Raw genomic sequence first — 17,928 nt, forward strand, 5'->3', positions numbered from 1 at the left:
GCGGCAACAACAGCGGCGGTAATCTTATGGATCGCTCTGTTGAATCAGATTCGTCTTCTCAGCCTGGACAAAACCAGGGACAGCAACAAAACGATAACAATCAAAAACAAGCACAAAATAACAACCAACCTTCTGCCAGCGATACGGCTTGTCAATCGAAGTGCAATCCCAATTTATGCGCGCAACAGCAACGCGCTGTCACAGATTGTGAAAGTTCGTGCCAACAAGATTATCCCCAATACGTCAATGACTGTAGAAATGCTTTTAATAACCAAAATCAATCTGGCGGTGGGTTTGGCGACTATGGTGATGATGGGGGCGACGGTTTTTTGGGTGATGGTGATGCCATTGGGGGCGTTGCGGGCGCTGTTGGCGGCATTGTCATTGCTGATAAACAAGCAGATGCAGAAGTGGCAAAAGCGAAGACAGAAGCTGCGTCTCAGCAGGCGCAAAAGGAGATAGAAACAGAAGCGGCGATGAGAGAAGCCGAACTGCAAGCACAGTCTGCCGTGGCGCAAGCTGATATTGCCGCAGATGCCGCCACCGATGCAGCCCTTGTGACTGGGGGGCTGGAGATTGGGAAAACGTTGGTAGATAAGGACAAAGGGGATGACGGAGACAAAGGTAAGGATAAAGATGATGATGCGGGTGACAAAGATAAAAGTGACAGTGATGGCGATGATTCAAAAAAAGAAGATAGCGATGACGGCAAGGATGATGGGGATGATGACGCTGATGACGATGATTCAAAAAGAGAGGGTGGTGATGACAAAAAAAGCAGTGGCGGTGATGCTGACAAAGATACAAAAGAACGGGAGGATGATGCTGACGCCCGTGGGGCCATCATGGGCGGCGTCTTAGGAGGCGGTGCCTCGGGGGTGGCTGGGCAAGGCAAGGGTGGCGTCAAAGAGGGCAAGGGCGGCAGTGCTGACGGCGCAGGACAAGCAGGTGCTGGCGGAAAAGGCAAGGGGTCAAGGGACGGCGTGGTTTTTAATATGCTGATTATCCAAAAGAAAAATGGCGAAAAACCTCAAATTGTTCCCCTATCTCCTGACTCTGTGTCATCCATTTGCTTTATGAACATTCCATCCAAAAAGGATCAAGCAGAAGACAAACCTGAAGACAACGGCCCCTCAGAAGCGTTACGCGCAAACTCGTTGGAGATGCGTCGTATTAAGGCTTCAGAGCGTCTTGAGCGCGATCTTGACAGCATTGGCGGGCGCGTGGAAGAGATTGATATCTCTATTCAATCCTTGCGTGAAGATGTGCGCCGTTTGGCGTTAACGCCGGTGCCTAAAACCGAGCAAGACGATCAACAAAAGGATGGATCGGACAAAGAGGAGTAAAGAGTCGCTTGATAAGGTTGCACCTTGCGTATGTTTTTGGCAATCTTAAGAGAATGCCGTTGTAGCTCAGTGGTAGAGCGCACCCTTGGTAAGGGTGAGGTCGAGAGTCCGATTCTCTCCAGCGGCACCATGTACAGCCGTCTGAAGGATGCGTGTCATCGCATCCGTCACAGTGTGTGGCTTGTGCTGGTGGGCGCTTTCTTGATCCAGGTGCATAAGAACCCCTAGGGTACCGGCTGTTGTTTTTAGATACGGTTGGCCAAAATCTCGCCTTTAAGGCGTTCCATCCAAGATACCATAAACGCCACATTATGTTGTGTGAGGGCAATCGGCCCTAATATTTCCCCCGCCTTAAAGAGATGATGAAGGTAAGCTCTCGAATAATGTTTGCATGTGGGGCAGGGGCATTGTTTATCAAGGGGGGTGTCATCAGTGCGGTATTGGGCATTTTTGATGTTCAGATGATCCTTGCCGTGGGTGTGAGGGCACATCAGGGCCCCGCCGTGGCGAGCCAATCGCGTGGGGTGAACACAATCAAATGTGTCAATGCCTCGTTGGATATGGGTTTCGATGTCGTGCAGTTTGCCAATGCCCAGCAAGTGAATGGGTCGTTTTTTGTCGAGATAGCTTGTGGTCATGTCCACCACTTCATTCATTTGCGCAGTGGAGGCCCCGAGCGAGCCGCCAATGGCATGGCCAAAAAAAGCATGCTGGTTCGCAAAGTCAGCGCTTTCTTGGCGCAGGTGTGGGTAAATGCCGCCTTGAATCACACTATAAAGCGCTTGTGTGTGGTGGTTGTGTTGTGTAAAAAAATCAAGGCAGCGTTTTCCCCAGCGGGTGCTGAGGCGCATTGATTTTTCAGTATACGCTTCACTCACGTGATAGGGCGTGCACTCATCAAAGGACACAATCAAATCAGCGCCCAATTTTTGCTGGATGTCTATCGATTTTTCAGGTGTCAGGTGATGTTTTTGGCCATCACGATACGACGTAAACGTCACACCGTCCTCACAAATGCGCAGACAGTTTTTCTTAGGCGCACGGGCGCGTCCTTTAATTTCGTCGGTCACATGGCCATGGCCGAGACTAAAGATCTGAAAGCCGCCTGAATCTGTGAGAAGGGGTCCTGACCAGTTCATAAACTTATGCAGACCGCCCAAGCGTTGAATCAGCTCAGCCCCTGGCTGCAGCATGAGGTGATAGGTGTTAGACAAAATAATGGGCACGCCAGCCTCTCGTAAGGCGGCGGTGCTCACACCCTTCAGTGAGGCTTTGGTGGCACAAAAAATAAAGGCTGGGGTGGACAAGGTGCCGTGGGGCGTGGTGAGGGTGCCCACGCGCGCGCCACTTTTGGTACTTTGGTGCGTGATGTCAAAACGAAAGTGTGGGTAAAGATCCATTGTCAGTGTCAGCTGTTTGCGGGTTACGCGGCGTTGCGATCCTTTTGAAACAAGGGCCAAGGCTTGGGAAGGCTGGCACCCTCAGTCAGGCGAAAGGTCTCGTTATGGAAAGGAAGCGGCGGCCCGTCATACCCCAACTGGGCAAGCATGGTTTTTGCAGCTTCAGGCATCACAGGTTGCAGATAAAGCGCCAGATCATAAAGCAATGCAAGCATCTGAACAAGGCCACTATTCAGACGACGCAGATCTTCTGGTGCATCGCTTTTTGCCAGTTTCCAAGGTTCAAGGGCGTCAAAAAAGCGGTTCCCTAAGGCGACGCCTTCCCAGATGTGGGTGAGATAGCGGTGTGGCTCCACGGATGTCATAAAGCCTTCTAACTGGGACCACAGATGCTGGCGCCAGGTGTCGATATCCTCAGACACAGGGCCTTGGGGGTTGGGGGAGATTGTGCCGCCACGCTTTTGGATGAAGGCCAACACCCGTTGAAAAAGATTGCCGAGATCATTCGCTAAATCAGATCGAAAACGCTCGGCAAAGGTCGCTTCAGAAAAATTGCCATCATCACCAAAGGGCATTTGCCGCAACAGAAAATAGCGTAAGGGGTCAATTCCAAAAAGCGCCACAAGATCGGTGGGAGAAAGCACATTGCCCACGGATTTTGACATTTTCTCACCTTCCACCGTCCACCACCCATGAATATAAAGCTGTCTGGGGGGGGGTATATCTGCAGCCATCAGGAATGCAGGCCAATAAATGGCGTGAAAGCGCAAAATATCCTTACCAATCACGTGTCTTGCGTGGGGCCACCATGACTCAAATTTCTGGTTTTTTTCAGGGTAGCCTAAGGCGTTGATATAATTAGAAAGGGCATCAATCCACACATACATCACATGCGTCTCATCACCCGGCACAGGAATGCCCCAGCGCAAGGTGGAGCGTGAGATAGCTAAATCTTGAAGCCCTTGTTCAACCCAGCTGATGGTTTCATTATAACGGGTTTTCGGCACAATAAAGTCAGGGTGTTGCCGATAAAAATCCAGCAGCTTATCACGAAAGGCGGAGAGTTTGAAAAAGTAGCATGGCTCTTCCACCCAAGCGACCGGTGCTCCTGTGGGTGCCTTGCCGTCCTTGATATCCGCCTCTTTATAAAAAGCCTCATCGCGCACGGCATACCAGCCTGCATAAACGCCCTTTTCGATCCAGCCGTTTTGATCTATTTTTTTCCATAAGGCCTCAGCGCCGCGCTTGTGCCGGGCTTCTGTGGTGCGAATAAAATCATTGGGCTGCGCGCCTACCTCTGCATTCATGTCATAAAAGGGTTGATAGGCCTGATCAACAAAATCTTGAGGCTTCAGACCTGCCTTTGTGGCGGCTTCGACAATTTTTTGGCCATGCTCATCGGTGCCCGTTAAAAAATAGGTTGGGCGTCCTGCCAGGCGCCAAAAACGGGTGATGGTGTCTGTGAAAATGGTGGTATAGGCGTGCCCTAAGTGGGGGGCGCCGTTAAGGTAGTAGATGGGCGTTGTGATATAAAAAGGGTGCACATGGTTCTCCGCACAAACAAGGCTCAGGCTAAGAAATCTCAGGCCCTTCGTCAAGAGGCGGCATGGGGGGTGTGAGGCACATTTTGCGATATTGGCTGCAAGATTGGTTGTGCAGTTGCGTGGAGAGAGGAATTAAATTTTGTGGCAGTTGGGTGATGATTTTGGCTGTGATGAATTGAAGGTAACGCGGGGTTTGGGGGCTGAAAAGGTAGGCCTCCAAATATTCAAGGGGAGCATAGTTTTTTTCCAGCACAAACACGCCGGCCTTGGCGTCAAAAGAGAGCTGTTCGGCATTGTCCTTCACGCATGGCAGCTTTGCAAAGGCGGGCACAATTTCTTTGCATAACAGCCAAAAAAAACTTAACGATGCCCGATGTTGGCAGGCGCCCCGTTCATGACAGAGGCCGTTTTCTCCGCATATGGTCATGAGGGTGTCGCGTGACGGATTGGTTCTGATTTTGATAAAAGTGGTATTCAGGGCTGTGTCATAGGTGGCAACTTTGGGGGTTTTTGACCAGTGTTGCTTGGGCAACTCCGCCTGCAAAAAAGGCCCACTCACACACCACATAAAGAAGAAAAAAGCACAATAAGTTATGGATCTATAACATGTTTTTGTGGAAAAAAGGCGCGCTGTCACCCCTGTGGGCGCAATTGTGGCAGATGTCATATTTTTTTGATTTAGCAATGTCTTTTTAATAACTCAAAGCTTTAATTACTTAAAAAAGAGAAAAATTTTCTGAAAATAAGAAAAGATTTTGGGTGTTCTATGCGTGAAAAAAGTTTTTTAGGGCTGAATCCTCAAGGGTTTCATCGTGTGGTTTACCAAGAGTGGGGGGAGCCTGATAACCCTCAGGTGGTGGTGTGTGTGCATGGGCTCACGCGCAACAGTGGTGATTTTTTCTGGCTGGCAGAGGCCTTGTCCAAGCATTTTCGCGTGATTTGCCCGGATATGGTGGGCCGGGGGAGAAGTGATTATTTGCGAGATGCCGCACGTTACACCTATCCACAATATATGGCAGACCTGAACGTTTTGTTAGGGCGCCTTGATGTGGAGCGTGTGCACTGGGTGGGCACCTCGATGGGCGGCTTGATTGGGATGATGATGGCCAGTTTGCCCCAAAACCCCATCAAGAAAATGGTGCTCAATGATATTGGCCCTTTCATTCCCAAAGAGGGGCTGCAGCGCCTGATGAAATATGTGCCTAAAAACCATGCCTTTGAGCAGTTTGATGAGGTTATTCAATTCTTGAAAAGCAATTTGTTGGGCTATAAAGATGTGACGCCGCTTCAGTGGAAGCAGATGGCCGAGCAAAGCGTTTTATGGGACGTAGTGAATAAAACGTGGAACACCAATTATGATCCGCTGATTGCCTCCACCATCAGCACAAAAGATGTGGTGGATATTGATTTCTGGAAATATTGGGAAAAACTGTCGTGCCCGGTGTTGGCGTTGCATGGCGCAAACTCAGACATTCTGCGTCAAGATACGGTGAATCAAATGGCGTGTAAGCCAGGTGTGAAAACCCACTCTTTCCCCAAGCAAGGCCATGCGCTCTCTCTGGCCACGTCTGATCAAATTAACCTTGTCACTGAGTTTTTACTAAGCGCGTGATGTGCATTGCTGCGTGGGCATCGGCGTGCGGATAGATGACAGGGGTATTGGGGGCCTGTAAGATGAGGCAGGACTCCTTTTAGGCTCACAAAGTCGTTATGAACGCAAGTGGGGCTTTAACAGATGCTCTGTATAGCTGTGTTTATGCATGGGGGCCACGGGCGGGTCTTTTTGGACAATATAGCGCCATTTTTTTTGCTTGGCATAGTCAATGGCTTTTTGCTTGGTCTTAAATTTCAAGATCACTTCTTGACAGGTATCTTGTTGCGAATGCCAATGCATGGAAGGGTCAATCATCATTTTTGATGACGCCTGGAACACCAGGTGCCATATCTCTCGATGCATGCGGCCAGACTGTGTGGGTGATTTGGTGGGGCGAAAAATAATAACGTCATGCATGGTGGGCGTGAAAAAAAAGATGCATCTTGGTGGGTTTTTGATTAGGATAAGCCAAGAGGTCTTAAACGTGTCTTTACGTTGATTCAAACAAGCTCCAACTTCTTGATTGTGCTGTCTTCTCCTTCAGGGGCAGGAAAAACCACCCTGTGCAAAGAACTCTTGCGTTTGGATGACAACCTCAGGTTGTCTGTCTCGGCGACGACGCGGCCCATGCGTGAGGGGGAGGAAAACGGCCGAGATTACCACTTTCTTGCGCGGGATGATTTTCAGCGGGATGTCCAGCAAGATTTGTTCATCGAGCATGTTGAAAGTTTTGGTCATTTGTATGGCACGCCCAAAAAATCTGTGGGTGAGTTTCTCAATCGCGGTTTTGACGTGTTGCTGGATGTGGATTGGCGTGGTGGTGAACGTGTGGCTCAAGAGTGGCCTGGCCGCTGTGCCCGCATCTTTATCTTACCGCCTTCCCTGGAGGCGTTAGAAAGCCGTCTGTTATCCCGCGGGCTTGATGATGAAAGTGTCATCAAAAAACGTCTCGCGCGGGCTGAGGATGAAATTCCTCACTGGATTGATTATGATTATGTGGTGGTGAATGATGAGCTTCCCGATGCGATTGAAGACCTGATGGCGATTGTTCGGGCGGAGCGTCTTAAGGCCAAGCGTTTTCATGCCTATGTGTGATGAACAGGTGCTTGCGTATGGGCGGCAGTTTTGATACCATGGGGCGTGTTTATGTTGAAAAAGGGCGACTGTGTCTAAATTAAAAACCAAGAGTGGTGTGAAAAAGCGATTTCGTTTGACGGGCTCGGGCAAGGTTATTATGGGCCAAGCCGGTAAGAGGCACAATTTACGTAAACGTTCGATGGATATGAAGCGCGGTGCCCGTGGCACCACATGTATGAAAGAGTGTGACAGCCGCTTTGTGAAGCGTTATTTCATGCCTTATGGTGTGAGTTAGGGGGTTTTTGTGGCAAGAGTAAAACGTGGTGTTCAAACCAAACAAAGACACAAAAAAGTATTGCAGCGTGCGAAGGGCTATCGGGGGCGGTCAAAGAATTGCTATCGCTTGGCTTTGCAGCGTGTTGAAAAGGCTCTTCAATATGCCTATCGTGATCGCCGGTGTCGTAAGCGCGATTTTCGTGGTCTGTGGATTCAGCGTATTAACGCGGCGGCTCGCCTTGGGGGGATCACCTATGCGCGCTTTATGGCAGGCCTCAAATCTTTGGGGATTGACCTTGACCGTAAAATCTTAGCCAGTCTTGCGGTGGAGGAGCCTGCCTCTTTTGCCTCTCTTGTGGAGAAAATTAAAAAAGGCGCATAAATGTTGACGTAAGGGGGCAAAATGTTGCGTTTTGTTCTTTCTTTCAAACATTGGTTCTTATTTTTGACCTTCTTTCTCGTGTTGGGGTACTTAGGGTTTCACTTTGTCGAAGGTGACCTTGGCCTGCGTTCGTGGCAGCGCCTTGAGCGTGAGCGTCGCGCTGTCTCTGATCATCTTGTGGCAGCTCAACAAGGGGTCCAAACCCTTGAGAAACGTGTGGGTCTTTTGAAAGGGCGTATTGACCGCGATCTTCTGGAAGAACAGGTGTTTCGTCACTTAGGGTATGTGCGTCCAGGGGATCTTGTTTTTTTCGATGAACCCAGCGCGTAATCATCCCTCATTTCCACCCTTGGCGGTCGATTTTGATGGCACCTTGGTGCAAGAAGAAACGCACCGCGTGATCTTAGGTTATGCCTTCACGCGCAGGCCTCATCTTTGCGTGCATGCCTTCTTTTTGCTTATCACTCAGGGTGTGGCTTCAGCAAAATGTTTTTTGGCATCTGCGGTATTGCCCCGTATGAACCCTGTGTGGACGCTGCGCTCTGATCTTTATCGCTGGCTTGTGGAAGAAAAAAAGCGGGGACGGTCTTTATTGTTGGTGACAGGGGCGCCTTTGTGTGTGGTGACGTGGCAGGAGCATTGGCTCCACCTTTTTGATGATGTGCTGACCTCTTTTCCTGGATGCAATATGGTGGGTCAACAGAAAGCCGCGCAGTTAACGGCACGTTTTGGGGAAAAAGGGTTTGATTATATAGGCAACAGCTGGAAGGACCGCCATGTCTGGCGTGTGTGTCGACAGCCTTACGTTGTGGCCCCTTCACGTGGCCTTAACAGGTGGATGGCTCGCTTTATGTCTCCTTTTTGTCTATGGGCAGAAGACGGCTGGAAGAAGGGGGGCTTGCAAAAAAACGGCGGAAAAAACCTTCGGCGCATGAAGCCTTCAGCACATTAGGCGCGTTGCCAGGACAGGTGAGGCCTTTCGTGGCTGTGTGCCCGGTCTTTTTGTGCGTAGCGCAAGCGAAAATGTCCACCTTTGCGGATGGGGAGCCAATCAAGGGCTTTTTCAAAAGCATGGCATAACGACGGTGCCCTGCCAATGGTAGCTGCAGAAGAAAACACAAGGCCGTGCTCAAAGGTGAGGGTCAAAAAGGTATCTTCAAGCAAGGTTTCGATGTCTTGGTCTGTGTGCACGTGCCCTGGAGGCAGGTGGTTATAGGGCGGTTGGTGCCAGGCAGGATGGTCTTCGGGCACCAGCATCACAAGCTTGCCATCAGGGGCGAGCATGCGCCATACCTCTCTTAAAAAATGTGTCGGAAAGGTGGTGTATTCAAAGCTGTGAAAAACATACACATAATCAAATGTGCGATCCTTGAGGGGAAAGGGGGCATGATCATCCAAGGGCAGCGTAGGGTAAGCGTGTTGGGTGTCCATGAGTAAGGGTCTGGGTGTCAGCGCCACTTTATGGGCCGTGGTGATGGCGTCGAAAAAAGGTTCTACATAGCCAACGCCAAGCACGTTGTGGGTGGGCGGATGTGCGGGAAGTTTCAGAGAAGACATAATGGCTTGCCGGGTAAAGCGTCCCACAGGCGTGTCATAAAAAGATCGGAAGTTCTCAAGATTCATGGGATCAAAGCCATCCATCGCCAAAAACGATGGCCCAATCTATAGCAATACTTTTAAAAAAAGTCTACTCTAAGGGGGCTAAGGTACGATCTTTGAGAAGCACAAGACCGACAATGGCGCCAAGGCTTGCCACCATCAGATAAAAAGCGGGCGCCAATAAAGAGGAAGATACTCCAATCATCCACGTCACCACAAAAGGGGCGCTTCCCCCAAAGATGGCCATACTCAAATTATGCGCGATGGATATGCCCGAATACCGCACGCGCGCAGGGAATGATTCCACCAACACCGCAGGGATTACCGCAAAATAGGTGCCCATAAGAAAAGAAATCACCATTTGACAAAACGCAATGGTGTAAAGATCGCCCGAGAGAAATCCATAAAACAAAGGAATGCTGAGAAAAAGAAAGCCAAGCGCAGCCCCCAGCATCAAAATCTTGCGACCCATTTGATCAATGAGAGAGCCCGAAAAAAGAATGCCCAAGCCAAACACCGCCATGCTCAGGGTGCTGATGGTCAGTGTTTGCGTCCGGCTTAGCCCGATAAACTGCTCAAGATAGCCCACTAAAAAGGTCACCACGATGTAAAATCCAATGGCCACCAAAAGATCGATAAGAAAAACGGTTATAAGGCTTTTTCTGTGACGTGTAAACAGCTCTTGATAAAGCAGACGCGCTTTGGGTTTGTGCTTCTTTTTGGAAGATTCAAAGGCTTTTGGGTCGCCTAACGCTTGGCGCATGTAAGAACCCAGCCATCCGCCCAGCAGGCTCAAAGAAAAGGGCACGCGCCATCCCCACGTGCTTAACTCGCTTGGAGATAAGGTATAGCTCAAAAGGGCCGCCAGCCCGGATCCAAGGAGAATGCCTAAAATGGCGCTTAAGGGGGCAAAGCTGCCCCAAAATCCTCGTCGCCGGCCTTCGGCGTGCTCGACAATAAAAATAATAGATCCTGTAAATTCCCCGCCCATAGAGACACCCTGCAGCAAGCGAATAATGGTCAGCAAGAGGGGCGCTCCCCATGCAATGTGCTCATAGGTGGGCAGACACGCAATGGCAAAGGTGGGGAAAGACATAAGATGGATAGACCACAATAACGCCGTTTTGCGCCCCACACGGTCACCAATATACCCGAAAATCAGGCCGCCCAAGGGACGCATAAAAAACCCTGCGGCAAAGACGCCATAGGTGGCCAACAAGGAGGTGACCATATCGCCCGTGGGGAAGAAAAGTTTTGCCAAAAGGGTAGAAAAATAACCATAGAGCGCAAAGTCATACCACTCAAGGGCATTACCAATCATGGAAGAGAGCACCACTTTGCGGAGACAGGTCTGTTGTTCGTCCTTGGCGGCGGTTCTTCCTTCATTATCCGTAATATCTAAAAGAGACATATACTTCCTGATCATGGGGTAAGTAGGAACCATCATAAGGAATCAAAAGACGACCTGCAAGAAGGGAGTTTTTTCTTACATATCTGCGGGGGTTGTCTGTGATCTGTTGATTTCTTCAATAGTTAACAGTGTGTTGAGGTGTTTTTTTGCCGTCAAGATCCATCAATTCTTCGCAAGGCGTGATCTTTTTGTCGAAAAAGCTGTGGTTTTTGTGGGGTGTGGTCTTGACGTTGGGGGACGAGGGTTCTATCCTGAGGTTAATGAATAAATCCTTAAGGGTTGTGGCTTTTGTTTGCAATAGGTGTTGGGCATGCCGACGATTAACCAATTGATTCGTGCGCCGCGTAAGGTGCGTGCACGTCGTTCTAAATCTCCAGCTCTTGTGGGGTGTCCGCAAAGGCGCGGTGTTTGCTTGCGTGTGACGACGGTGACACCAAGAAAGCCTAACTCGGCTCTTCGTAAGGTGGCGCGTGTGCGTTTAAGCAGCAAGTATGAAGTTACGGGCTACATTCCCGGAGAAGGGCATAACCTGCAGGAACACTCTATTGTTTTGTTGCGTGGGGGGCATGTGCCCGACCTTCCCGGCGTTCGTTATCACGTGGTGCGTGGCGCCTTGGATACGCAGGGTGTGAAGGATCGTAAGGAAGGTCGTTCCAAGTATGGTGTGAAGAAAGGGAAGGGCTGATCGTGCGACGTCATAGAGCGAAAAAAAGAAAAGTTTTTGTCGATCCAAGTTGTGAAGATGAGGTGATGGTGCGTTTTGTCAACGCCCTGATGTGGCGCGGCAAAAAATCCTTGGCGCGTGATCTTTTTTATGGCGCGCTGGCCAAAATTGGATCTAAAGAAAAAACAGAGAAAGAGCTTTTTCACGAAGCCTTGGCCAATGTGAAGCCGGCCCTTGAAATCCGTTCCCGTCGTGTGGGCGGGGCGACCTATCCTGTGCCTGTGCAGGTAAGGCCAGAGCGTGCCCAAGCATTGGGTATTCGTTGGCTAATTCACAGTGCACGCAAGCGTTCAGAGAAAACCATGCTTGAGCGCCTGGCAAACGAATTTAAAGATGTTCTGGCGGGGCGTGGTGGCAGCGTCAAAAGGCGTGAGGACACGCATAAAATGGCCGAAGCCAATCGGGCCTTTTCTCACTATCGTTGGTAGAGGGGGCGCGTTAATCTATTATGTCTTCTCAAAGAACGCCGCTTTCTGACTATCGCAATATTGGCATTATGGCCCATATTGATGCGGGCAAAACCACAACCACAGAGCGCATCCTTTACTACACCGGCAAAACCCACAGAATCGGAGAGGTTCATGAGGGTGAAGCAATCATGGACTGGATGGAGCAAGAGAAAGAGCGTGGCATCACCATCACGTCTGCGGCCACCACGTGTTTTTGGAACGACCACAGAATTAACATTATTGATACGCCAGGTCACGTCGACTTCACCATTGAGGTGGAGAGGTCGTTGCGTGTTCTTGATGGGGCCGTAGCTGTTTTTGACAGCGTAGCGGGTGTGGAGCCTCAATCTGAAACGGTGTGGCGTCAGGCCAATCGTTATCGTGTGCCGCGTTTGTGCTTTGTTAACAAAATGGATCGCATGGGTGCTGATTTTTACCGCTGTGTGTCCATGATTGATGACCGTTTGGGCGCAGTGCCTGCTGTGATCCAACTGCCGATTGGTGCCGAAGATCAGTTCAAAGGGTTGATTGATTTGGTGCGCATGAAGGCACTAATCTGGCAGGGTGAAGATTTGGGCGCTAAGTTTGATGTGGTGGATATTCCGAGTGACCTGCAAGAAAAAGCACAAGACTATCGCCGTGCCTTGATTGAGCGCGTTGTTGAACAAGATGATCAGGCCCTGGAGGCGTATCTTGAGCATGGCAAAGAGCCTGACGAGTCAACGTTAAAAGCTTTGATCCGTAAGGGAACACTTTCTTTTTCATTCGTGCCTGTGTTGTGTGGTTCTGCTTTCAAGAACAAGGGTGTTCAGCCCTTGTTGGATGCGGTGATTGATTATTTGCCCTCACCTTTGGATGTGCCGGCGGCTGAAGGCTCAGATCCGCGTGATGAGACTGTCAAAATTGAGCGTAAGCCCCAGAAAGATGAACCGTTCTCGGCGCTGGTTTTTAAAATTATGACGGATCCTTATGTGGGGTCCTTGACATACATACGTATCTATTCTGGCAAGCTAGAGTCGGGTTCTTATGTATATAACGTGGCCAAAGACAGGAAGGAGCGTTTGGGTCGCATGTTGTTGGTTCATGCTAATAATCGCGAAGACATTACTGTTGCTGGCGCCGGTGACATTGTGGCGCTGTGCGGTATGAAGGGGGTAGTCACAGGAGATACGTTGGCTGATCCCGCATCGCCAGTGGTGCTTGAGCGTATGGAGTTTCCCGATCCGGTGATTGAGGTGGCGGTTGAGCCTAAAACAAAAGCAGATCAAGAAAAAATGGCGGTGGCTTTGGGGCGTTTGGCAGCTGAAGATCCTTCGTTTAAGGTGGCTACCAATGTGGAGACAGGCCAAACCTTGATTAAAGGTATGGGTGAGCTTCACCTTGAGGTGTTGGTGGATCGCATGCGGCGCGAGTTTAAGGTGGAAGCCAATGTGGGCGCGCCTCAGGTGGCCTATCGCGAAACCATCACCAAAACGGGATCCATTGATTATATCCACAAAAAACAGAGTGGTGGTGCGGGGCAGTTTGCGCGCATTCACCTGACCTTTTCTCCCCTTGAGCCGGGTGAAGGGTTTGTGTTTGAAAGCAAGATTGTGGGGGGTGTGGTGCCCAAAGAATATATTCCATCCGTGCAAAAAGGGCTTGAATCGGCCATGGCGTCTGGGGTCTTTGCGGGCTTTCCGATGACGGACTTTGAGGCCAAGTTGACAGATGGTGCCTATCACGACGTTGACTCTAGCGCGCTGGCGTTTGAAATTGCGGCGCGGGCCGCGTATCGTGAGGGTATTATAAAATGCGCGCCGGCGCTTTTGGAGCCTGTGATGAAGGTGGAGGTTACCACCCCTGAGCAATATATGGGGGATGTGATTGGTGATCTCAATTCGCGGCGTGGCCAGATGGGTGACATGGGGGAGCCTGTGGGCGACACCCGGGTCATCAATGCCTTGGTGCCGTTGGCGGAAATGTTTGGTTATGTAAAGGATTTGCGCTCGCAGACAAGTGGTCGCGCGACCTATTCCATGACATTTGATTGTTATAAACCAGTGCCTCGTCAAGTTGCTGAAGAAATTCGTTCAAAAACATGATTGAGATTTTTTTAAACGGGCGTTAGTGTTAACCTAGGAGAGATCAAAACTTTAGAGAGGTTTTTGGAAAATGGCGAAAGAAGAATTTAAGCGGACGAAGCCGCACTGTAACATTGGCACAATTGGCCACGTTGACCATGGAAAAACATCGTTGACAGCGGCGATTACAAAGGTGTTAGCAGAGTCTGGTGGCGCTGAATTCCAGGCTTATGATGAAATTGACAAGGCGCCTGAGGAAAAGGCCCGCGGCATCACCATCTCCACAGCTCATGTGGAGTATGAAACAGGCAATCGTCACTATGCCCATGTGGATTGCCCTGGTCATGCTGACTATGTGAAAAACATGATCACCGGTGCGGCGCAGATGGACGGCGGCATTTTGGTGGTGTCGGCCACGGATGGCCCGATGCCTCAGACACGTGAGCACATTGTGTTAGCCAAGCAGGTGGGTGTGCCGGCTTTGGTTGTGTTTCTTAACAAGGTGGATCAGGTGGATGATCCTGATCTTGTGGACCTTGTGGAGATGGAGGTGCGTGAGCTTCTTTCCAAATATGAATTCCCTGGTGATGATGTGCCGGTGATTCGTGGCTCAGCCCTATGTGCTTTGGAAGGCAAAAATCCTGAGATTGGCAAGGATGCCATTTTAAAATTGATGGAAGAGGTGGATAGCTTCATCCCCCAGCCCACGCGTGATGTGGACAAAGACTTCCTCATGCCTGTGGAGGATGTGTTTTCCATCTCAGGTCGCGGCACGGTGGTGACCGGTCGTGCGGAGCGTGGTTTGGTAAACTCTGGTGATGAGGTGGAAATTGTGGGGATTAAAGGCACCCAGAAAACTACTGTCACGGGCGTTGAGATGTTCCGCAAAATTTTGAATCGTGGTGAGGCTGGTGATAACATTGGATTGCTGCTTCGCGGCGTCAAGCGTGAAGATGTGGAGCGTGGTCAAGTTGTGGTAAAGCCTGGGTCTGTCAAACCTTACAAAAAGTTTGAGTGCACAGCCTATGTCTTGAAAAAAGAGGAGGGCGGGCGTCATACTCAGTTTATGAACAATTATCGTCCCCAGTTTTATTTCCGCACCACAGACGTGACGGGGTCTATCACCCTGGCGGGCTCTGAAATGGCTATGCCTGGTGACACGGTGAAGATGACGGTTGAGTTGATTGTGCCTGTGGCGATGGAAGAAAACCTTGACTTCGCTATTCGTGAAGGTGGCCGCACCGTGGGTGCCGGCGTTGTGACAAAAATATTGGATTGAGCTAGAGGAGTTTTTGTGTATAGTCGAGGCGTTTTATGTTGACGCAGAAAAATGTTGCCATCCGTCTTAAGGCGTATGACCATCGCGTTTTGGATCAATCTTCTTCCAAGATTGTTAAGACCTTGACGCGCGTGGGTGCTTCGGTCAAAGGGCCGGTGGCACTGCCTCGCTCTATCCGACGTGTCACTGTGTTAAAGGCGCCTCATGTAGCCAAGAAGTCGCGTGAACAGTTTGAAAAACGGTTGTGCCGTCGTGCTATTTATGTCTCTAATCTCACCCCCCAGGCTGTGGAAGTTTTGATGGACCTAGACCTGCCGGCGGGTGTGCGTGTTGAAGTGAGGAGCTGATATGCGTTCGGGAATACTGGCTAAAAAACTTGGGATGTCTCGTCTTTTTCGTGAAGATGGGGTGCACGTGCCTGTCACGTTGTTGAGTCTTGATGATTGCGTTGTGGTGTCTCACAAAACAAAGGATCGTGATGGATATAACGCCTTGCAGGTAGGCAGTGGGGTGGTCGCCACAGCCAAGCTTGCCAAGCCGTTGCGGCGTGCCTTTGAAAAAAACGAAGCATTGTCTGAAGGGCGTCGCAAGATGGTGGAGTTTCGCATTGATGAGGACCATTTTCTCGACCCTGGGCATGTGTTTTCTGCTGACTATTTTTCTGTGGATGCGCGCGTGGATGTGACGGGGACGTCTAAGGGTAAGGGATTCCAGGGGCCGATGAAGCGCCATAACTTTGGCGGTCTGCGGGCGAGCCATGGTGTTTCTATATCTCATCGAAGTCATGGATCTATCGGTCAGCGCTCGTTTCCAGGCAAGGTTTTTAAAAACAAGAAGATGGCTGGGCATATGGGTGACGCGCGCGTCACTGTGCAAAGTTTGCGTGTGGCTTTTGTGGATGTAGACAAAAAGTGGATTGCGCTGGAAGGTGGGATCCCTGGGCCTCGAGGAAGCTATGTTATGGTCCGTGATGCTGTGAAAAAGTCGTTAGCGTCTGCGGTGTAGGGGGATTTTTGTGAAAGTTTCAGTTTGCAGTATTGAAAGTAAGGAAGTTGGTCACCTTGATCTTGACCCGCGTGTGTTTTTGCGTCCTTTGCGTTCAGATATTCTTGCCCGTGTGGTGCGCTGGCAGCTGGCTAAGCGTCAGGCCGGCACGCATCAAACGAAGGGTATTTCAAATGTCTCGGGCACGACGCGTAAGCCTTATAAACAAAAGGGCACAGGTCGCGCGCGTCAGGGAAGCCTGCGCTCTCCGCAGTTTCGAGGTGGCGGTATTATTTTTGGACCACAAGTGCGTTCTCACGCTCATGCGCTACCAAAGCGTGTGCGCCGATTGGGATTGTCGGTCGCACTTTCGGGCAAGTTGGCTGAACAAAAACTTGTGGTGGTTGATGCGTTGACCTTTGCTTCGCACAAAACACAAAAGATTGACCAGTGCCTGTCCTCGTGGCAGGGGCGTCTTCTTTTTGTGGCGGCGGGTGAGCCTGATGCGCAGTTTGTCAGGGCCGTGCGTAATTTGTGGCGCGTGAATATATTGCCGGAAAAAGGTCTTAATGTTTATGATATTTTACGTCATGATTACATCATGGTGGAAAAGCCGGCTATCAAGTCTTTAGAGGAGCGTCTTGTATGAGGGGCACGCAGTTTAAAAAAAGCTATCAAGGGCCGTCGGTGTCACGACTTCCCTATATTTTGCGGGGGCCTATTGTGACAGAAAAATCCACGATGGGCACACAAGGCGGCCGCTATACCTTCAAAGTTGATCGCGGTGCAAACAAGATCGACATCCAAAAGGCTGTGGAACATTTTTTTGGTGTGGATGTGGTGTCTGTGAACACCTTAAACCGCGTGGGTAAGAAGCGTCGCTTTAAGGGCGTGTTAGGTCAGACCTCGGGAATGAAAAAAGCGGTGGTTCGTTTGAAAGAGGGCCAGGTGATTGATGCAGAGGGGGGTGAGAAGTGAGTTTAAAGGCTTACCGTCCCACAACACCAGGCCAACGAGGAACAGTCCTGGTCGATCGTTCTTTGTTATGGCGGGGGCGTTCTATTAAAACGTTGACAACGCGCATGGCCAAAACGGGCGGGCGTAATGCTGTGGGCCGTTTAACGGCGTATCATCGTGGCGGCGGTCATCGCAAGCTTTATCGATCTATTGATTTTAAGCGTATGCACCGCGATGTTGAGGGGCGTGTGGAGCGGGTGGAGTATGACCCTAACCGCACGACGTTCATTGCGTTGGTTCGTTATCCAGACGATGTGTTGTCATATATCTTGGCACCGGCTAAATTGGGTGTGGGTGGCGCTGTGGTGGCCTCTGAGAAAGCCGATATCCTGCCAGGCAATGCGTTGCCGTTGCGGGCCATTCCTCCGGGAACCTTTGTTCATAATGTGGAGATGAAGCCCGGTAAGGGGGGGCAGATGGCGCGTGCGGCGGGTGCATTTGCACGTATTATGGGGCGTGATGAGGGATATATTCTTTTGCGGCTGTCCTCAGGTGAGATGCGCCGTGTGCCGGAAGATTGCTGGGCCTCTGTGGGTGTGTTGTCAAATGCGGATCACAAAAACATCTCTTTAGGAAAAGCGGGGCGGAACCGTTGGCGTGGGCGTCGGCCTTGTGTGCGTGGTGTGGCCATGAACCCCATTGACCATCCCCATGGTGGTGGTGAAGGCAAAACATCAGGGGGGCGTCATCCGGTGTCTCCGTGGGGTTTGCCGGCTAAGGGGAAGCGGACACGCAAGAACAAGCGTACAGATCGTTTGATTGTTAAGAGACGTAAGTAAGGGG

At 50.5% G+C, this 17,928-nt stretch carries 21 protein-coding genes, 1 tRNA gene and 1 pseudogene; 17 read left to right on the forward strand and 6 right to left on the reverse strand.

Annotated elements, in window-relative coordinates; translation table 11 throughout:
• Together IG82_RS07100 and IG82_RS0105005 are read left to right on the forward strand one after the other, a co-directional pair.
• A pseudogene (locus IG82_RS07100) lies at positions 1 to 1,346 on the forward strand (hypothetical protein); the annotation flags it as partial.
• 55 nt (positions 1,347 to 1,401) lie between these two features.
• Positions 1,402 to 1,476 (forward strand) — tRNA-Thr (locus tag IG82_RS0105005).
• 115 nt (positions 1,477 to 1,591) lie between these two features.
• Here the strand turns inward: IG82_RS0105005 and tgt are convergent.
• From tgt to IG82_RS0105025, 3 genes are read right to left on the reverse strand one after another with little or no spacing between them, the layout of a single operon-like run.
• Positions 1,592 to 2,746: a tRNA guanosine(34) transglycosylase Tgt gene (gene tgt, locus IG82_RS0105015; protein ID WP_031934465.1), complete on the reverse strand. Its 1,155-nt coding sequence runs from the start codon at positions 2,744 to 2,746 to the stop codon at positions 1,592 to 1,594.
• A 23-nt stretch (positions 2,747 to 2,769) separates the two neighbouring features.
• Positions 2,770 to 4,290 carry a methionine--tRNA ligase gene (metG, locus tag IG82_RS0105020; protein WP_031934466.1) on the reverse strand — a complete coding sequence of 507 codons (1,521 nt, stop codon included), beginning with the start codon at positions 4,288 to 4,290 and terminating at the stop codon, positions 2,770 to 2,772.
• Between the two features lie 28 nt (positions 4,291 to 4,318).
• Entirely contained in the window at positions 4,319 to 4,957 is a 639-nt protein-coding gene (locus tag IG82_RS0105025; protein WP_135957804.1) for a hypothetical protein, read from the reverse strand.
• A gap of 99 nt (positions 4,958 to 5,056) precedes the next feature.
• On the opposite strand from IG82_RS0105025, the gene IG82_RS0105030 reads away from it, so the two are divergent.
• Positions 5,057 to 5,902 carry an alpha/beta fold hydrolase gene (locus tag IG82_RS0105030; protein WP_031934468.1) on the forward strand — a complete coding sequence of 282 codons (846 nt, stop codon included), beginning with the start codon at positions 5,057 to 5,059 and terminating at the stop codon, positions 5,900 to 5,902.
• A 96-nt stretch (positions 5,903 to 5,998) separates the two neighbouring features.
• Here IG82_RS0105030 and IG82_RS0105035 read toward each other — a convergent pair whose 3' ends face one another.
• Positions 5,999 to 6,388: an NADH dehydrogenase ubiquinone Fe-S protein 4 gene (locus IG82_RS0105035; RefSeq protein WP_156095393.1), complete on the reverse strand. Its 390-nt coding sequence runs from the start codon at positions 6,386 to 6,388 to the stop codon at positions 5,999 to 6,001.
• Here IG82_RS0105035 and gmk point away from each other — a divergent pair.
• From gmk to IG82_RS0105070, 5 genes are all read left to right on the forward strand, one after another.
• Positions 6,380 to 6,979, forward strand: coding sequence for a guanylate kinase (gmk, locus tag IG82_RS0105045; protein ID WP_031934470.1), 600 nt, complete (start codon positions 6,380 to 6,382; stop codon positions 6,977 to 6,979). The genes IG82_RS0105035 and gmk overlap by 9 nt on opposite strands.
• Before the next feature lie 70 nt (positions 6,980 to 7,049).
• Positions 7,050 to 7,256: a 50S ribosomal protein L35 gene (gene rpmI / locus IG82_RS0105055; RefSeq protein WP_031934471.1), complete on the forward strand. Its 207-nt coding sequence runs from the start codon at positions 7,050 to 7,052 to the stop codon at positions 7,254 to 7,256.
• 9 nt (positions 7,257 to 7,265) lie between these two features.
• Positions 7,266 to 7,619 carry a 50S ribosomal protein L20 gene (gene rplT, locus IG82_RS0105060; RefSeq protein ID WP_031934472.1) on the forward strand — a complete coding sequence of 118 codons (354 nt, stop codon included), beginning with the start codon at positions 7,266 to 7,268 and terminating at the stop codon, positions 7,617 to 7,619.
• A 21-nt stretch (positions 7,620 to 7,640) separates the two neighbouring features.
• A complete protein-coding gene (locus tag IG82_RS0105065) occupies positions 7,641 to 7,949 on the forward strand; it encodes an FtsB family cell division protein (RefSeq protein ID WP_082192085.1) in 309 nt (102 codons plus the stop codon).
• The gene (locus IG82_RS0105070; RefSeq protein WP_031934474.1) at positions 7,933 to 8,571 is read left to right on the forward strand and encodes a hypothetical protein; all 639 of its coding nucleotides are present in this window, start codon (positions 7,933 to 7,935) and stop codon (positions 8,569 to 8,571) included. The genes IG82_RS0105065 and IG82_RS0105070 overlap by 17 nt, the downstream gene beginning before the upstream one ends.
• Here the strand turns inward: IG82_RS0105070 and IG82_RS0105075 are convergent.
• Together IG82_RS0105075 and IG82_RS0105080 are read right to left on the reverse strand one after the other, a co-directional pair.
• Entirely contained in the window at positions 8,568 to 9,242 is a 675-nt protein-coding gene (locus IG82_RS0105075; RefSeq protein WP_216476162.1) for a methyltransferase domain-containing protein, read from the reverse strand. The two genes, IG82_RS0105070 and IG82_RS0105075, sit on opposite strands and share 4 nt — an antisense overlap.
• Before the next feature lie 64 nt (positions 9,243 to 9,306).
• Positions 9,307 to 10,629 (reverse strand): MFS transporter, encoded by a 1,323-nt coding sequence (locus IG82_RS0105080; RefSeq protein ID WP_172642908.1) that lies wholly within the window; start codon positions 10,627 to 10,629, stop codon positions 9,307 to 9,309.
• A 310-nt stretch (positions 10,630 to 10,939) separates the two neighbouring features.
• Here IG82_RS0105080 and rpsL point away from each other — a divergent pair, with 310 nt between their 5' ends.
• The 9 genes from rpsL to rplB all read left to right on the forward strand — a co-directional run bounded on the left by rpsL (position 10,940) and on the right by rplB (position 17,924).
• Positions 10,940 to 11,314, forward strand: a complete 375-nt coding sequence (rpsL, locus tag IG82_RS0105090; RefSeq protein ID WP_031934478.1) for a 30S ribosomal protein S12 — start codon at positions 10,940 to 10,942, stop codon at positions 11,312 to 11,314.
• A complete protein-coding gene (rpsG, locus tag IG82_RS0105095; RefSeq protein WP_031934479.1) occupies positions 11,314 to 11,781 on the forward strand; it encodes a 30S ribosomal protein S7 in 468 nt (155 codons plus the stop codon). Before rpsL ends, rpsG begins: the two co-directional genes overlap by 1 nt.
• Positions 11,782 to 11,801: 20 nt before the next feature.
• Positions 11,802 to 13,886 carry an elongation factor G gene (fusA, locus tag IG82_RS0105100; RefSeq protein ID WP_031934480.1) on the forward strand — a complete coding sequence of 695 codons (2,085 nt, stop codon included), beginning with the start codon at positions 11,802 to 11,804 and terminating at the stop codon, positions 13,884 to 13,886.
• A gap of 70 nt (positions 13,887 to 13,956) precedes the next feature.
• A complete protein-coding gene (gene tuf / locus IG82_RS0105105; RefSeq protein ID WP_031934481.1) occupies positions 13,957 to 15,144 on the forward strand; it encodes an elongation factor Tu in 1,188 nt (395 codons plus the stop codon).
• 35 nt (positions 15,145 to 15,179) lie between these two features.
• A complete protein-coding gene (gene rpsJ / locus IG82_RS0105110; RefSeq protein ID WP_031934482.1) occupies positions 15,180 to 15,491 on the forward strand; it encodes a 30S ribosomal protein S10 in 312 nt (103 codons plus the stop codon).
• A 1-nt stretch (position 15,492) separates the two neighbouring features.
• A complete protein-coding gene (gene rplC / locus IG82_RS0105115) occupies positions 15,493 to 16,149 on the forward strand; it encodes a 50S ribosomal protein L3 (protein WP_031934483.1) in 657 nt (218 codons plus the stop codon).
• Positions 16,150 to 16,159: 10 nt separating this feature from the next.
• On the forward strand, positions 16,160 to 16,777 hold the full coding sequence (rplD, locus tag IG82_RS0105120) for a 50S ribosomal protein L4 (RefSeq protein ID WP_031934484.1): 618 nt from the start codon (positions 16,160 to 16,162) through the stop codon (positions 16,775 to 16,777).
• On the forward strand, positions 16,774 to 17,106 hold the full coding sequence (gene rplW / locus IG82_RS0105125; protein ID WP_052545735.1) for a 50S ribosomal protein L23: 333 nt from the start codon (positions 16,774 to 16,776) through the stop codon (positions 17,104 to 17,106). The genes rplD and rplW overlap by 4 nt, the downstream gene beginning before the upstream one ends.
• Complete coding sequence (gene rplB / locus IG82_RS0105130) at positions 17,103 to 17,924, forward strand: 50S ribosomal protein L2 (RefSeq protein WP_031934486.1); 822 nt, start codon at positions 17,103 to 17,105, stop codon at positions 17,922 to 17,924. The genes rplW and rplB overlap by 4 nt, the downstream gene beginning before the upstream one ends.
• Positions 17,925 to 17,928 lie beyond the last annotated feature (4 nt).

Origin of the sequence: Candidatus Hepatobacter penaei, from assembly GCF_000742475.1 — a bacterium.
Lineage (GTDB): Bacteria > Pseudomonadota > Alphaproteobacteria > Holosporales > Hepatobacteraceae > Hepatobacter > Hepatobacter penaei.

Coding starts and splice junctions, on each gene's coding strand:
- rpsL (WP_031934478.1), top strand. CDS start 10,940: ATGCCGACGATTAACCAATTGATTCGTGCGCCGCGTAAGGTGCGTGCA.
- IG82_RS0105030 (WP_031934468.1), top strand. CDS start 5,057: ATGCGTGAAAAAAGTTTTTTAGGGCTGAATCCTCAAGGGTTTCATCGT.
- tuf (WP_031934481.1), top strand. CDS start 13,957: ATGGCGAAAGAAGAATTTAAGCGGACGAAGCCGCACTGTAACATTGGC.
- rplW (WP_052545735.1), top strand. CDS start 16,774: ATGAGGGGCACGCAGTTTAAAAAAAGCTATCAAGGGCCGTCGGTGTCA.
- IG82_RS0105080 (WP_172642908.1), bottom strand. CDS start 10,629: ATGTCTCTTTTAGATATTACGGATAATGAAGGAAGAACCGCCGCCAAG.
- IG82_RS0105070 (WP_031934474.1), top strand. CDS start 7,933: ATGAACCCAGCGCGTAATCATCCCTCATTTCCACCCTTGGCGGTCGAT.
- tgt (WP_031934465.1), bottom strand. CDS start 2,746: ATGGATCTTTACCCACACTTTCGTTTTGACATCACGCACCAAAGTACC.
- rplC (WP_031934483.1), top strand. CDS start 15,493: ATGCGTTCGGGAATACTGGCTAAAAAACTTGGGATGTCTCGTCTTTTT.
- IG82_RS0105065 (WP_082192085.1), top strand. CDS start 7,641: ATGTTGCGTTTTGTTCTTTCTTTCAAACATTGGTTCTTATTTTTGACC.
- rpsJ (WP_031934482.1), top strand. CDS start 15,180: ATGTTGACGCAGAAAAATGTTGCCATCCGTCTTAAGGCGTATGACCAT.
- fusA (WP_031934480.1), top strand. CDS start 11,802: ATGTCTTCTCAAAGAACGCCGCTTTCTGACTATCGCAATATTGGCATT.
- IG82_RS0105075 (WP_216476162.1), bottom strand. CDS start 9,242: ATGAATCTTGAGAACTTCCGATCTTTTTATGACACGCCTGTGGGACGC.
- IG82_RS0105025 (WP_135957804.1), bottom strand. CDS start 4,957: ATGACATCTGCCACAATTGCGCCCACAGGGGTGACAGCGCGCCTTTTT.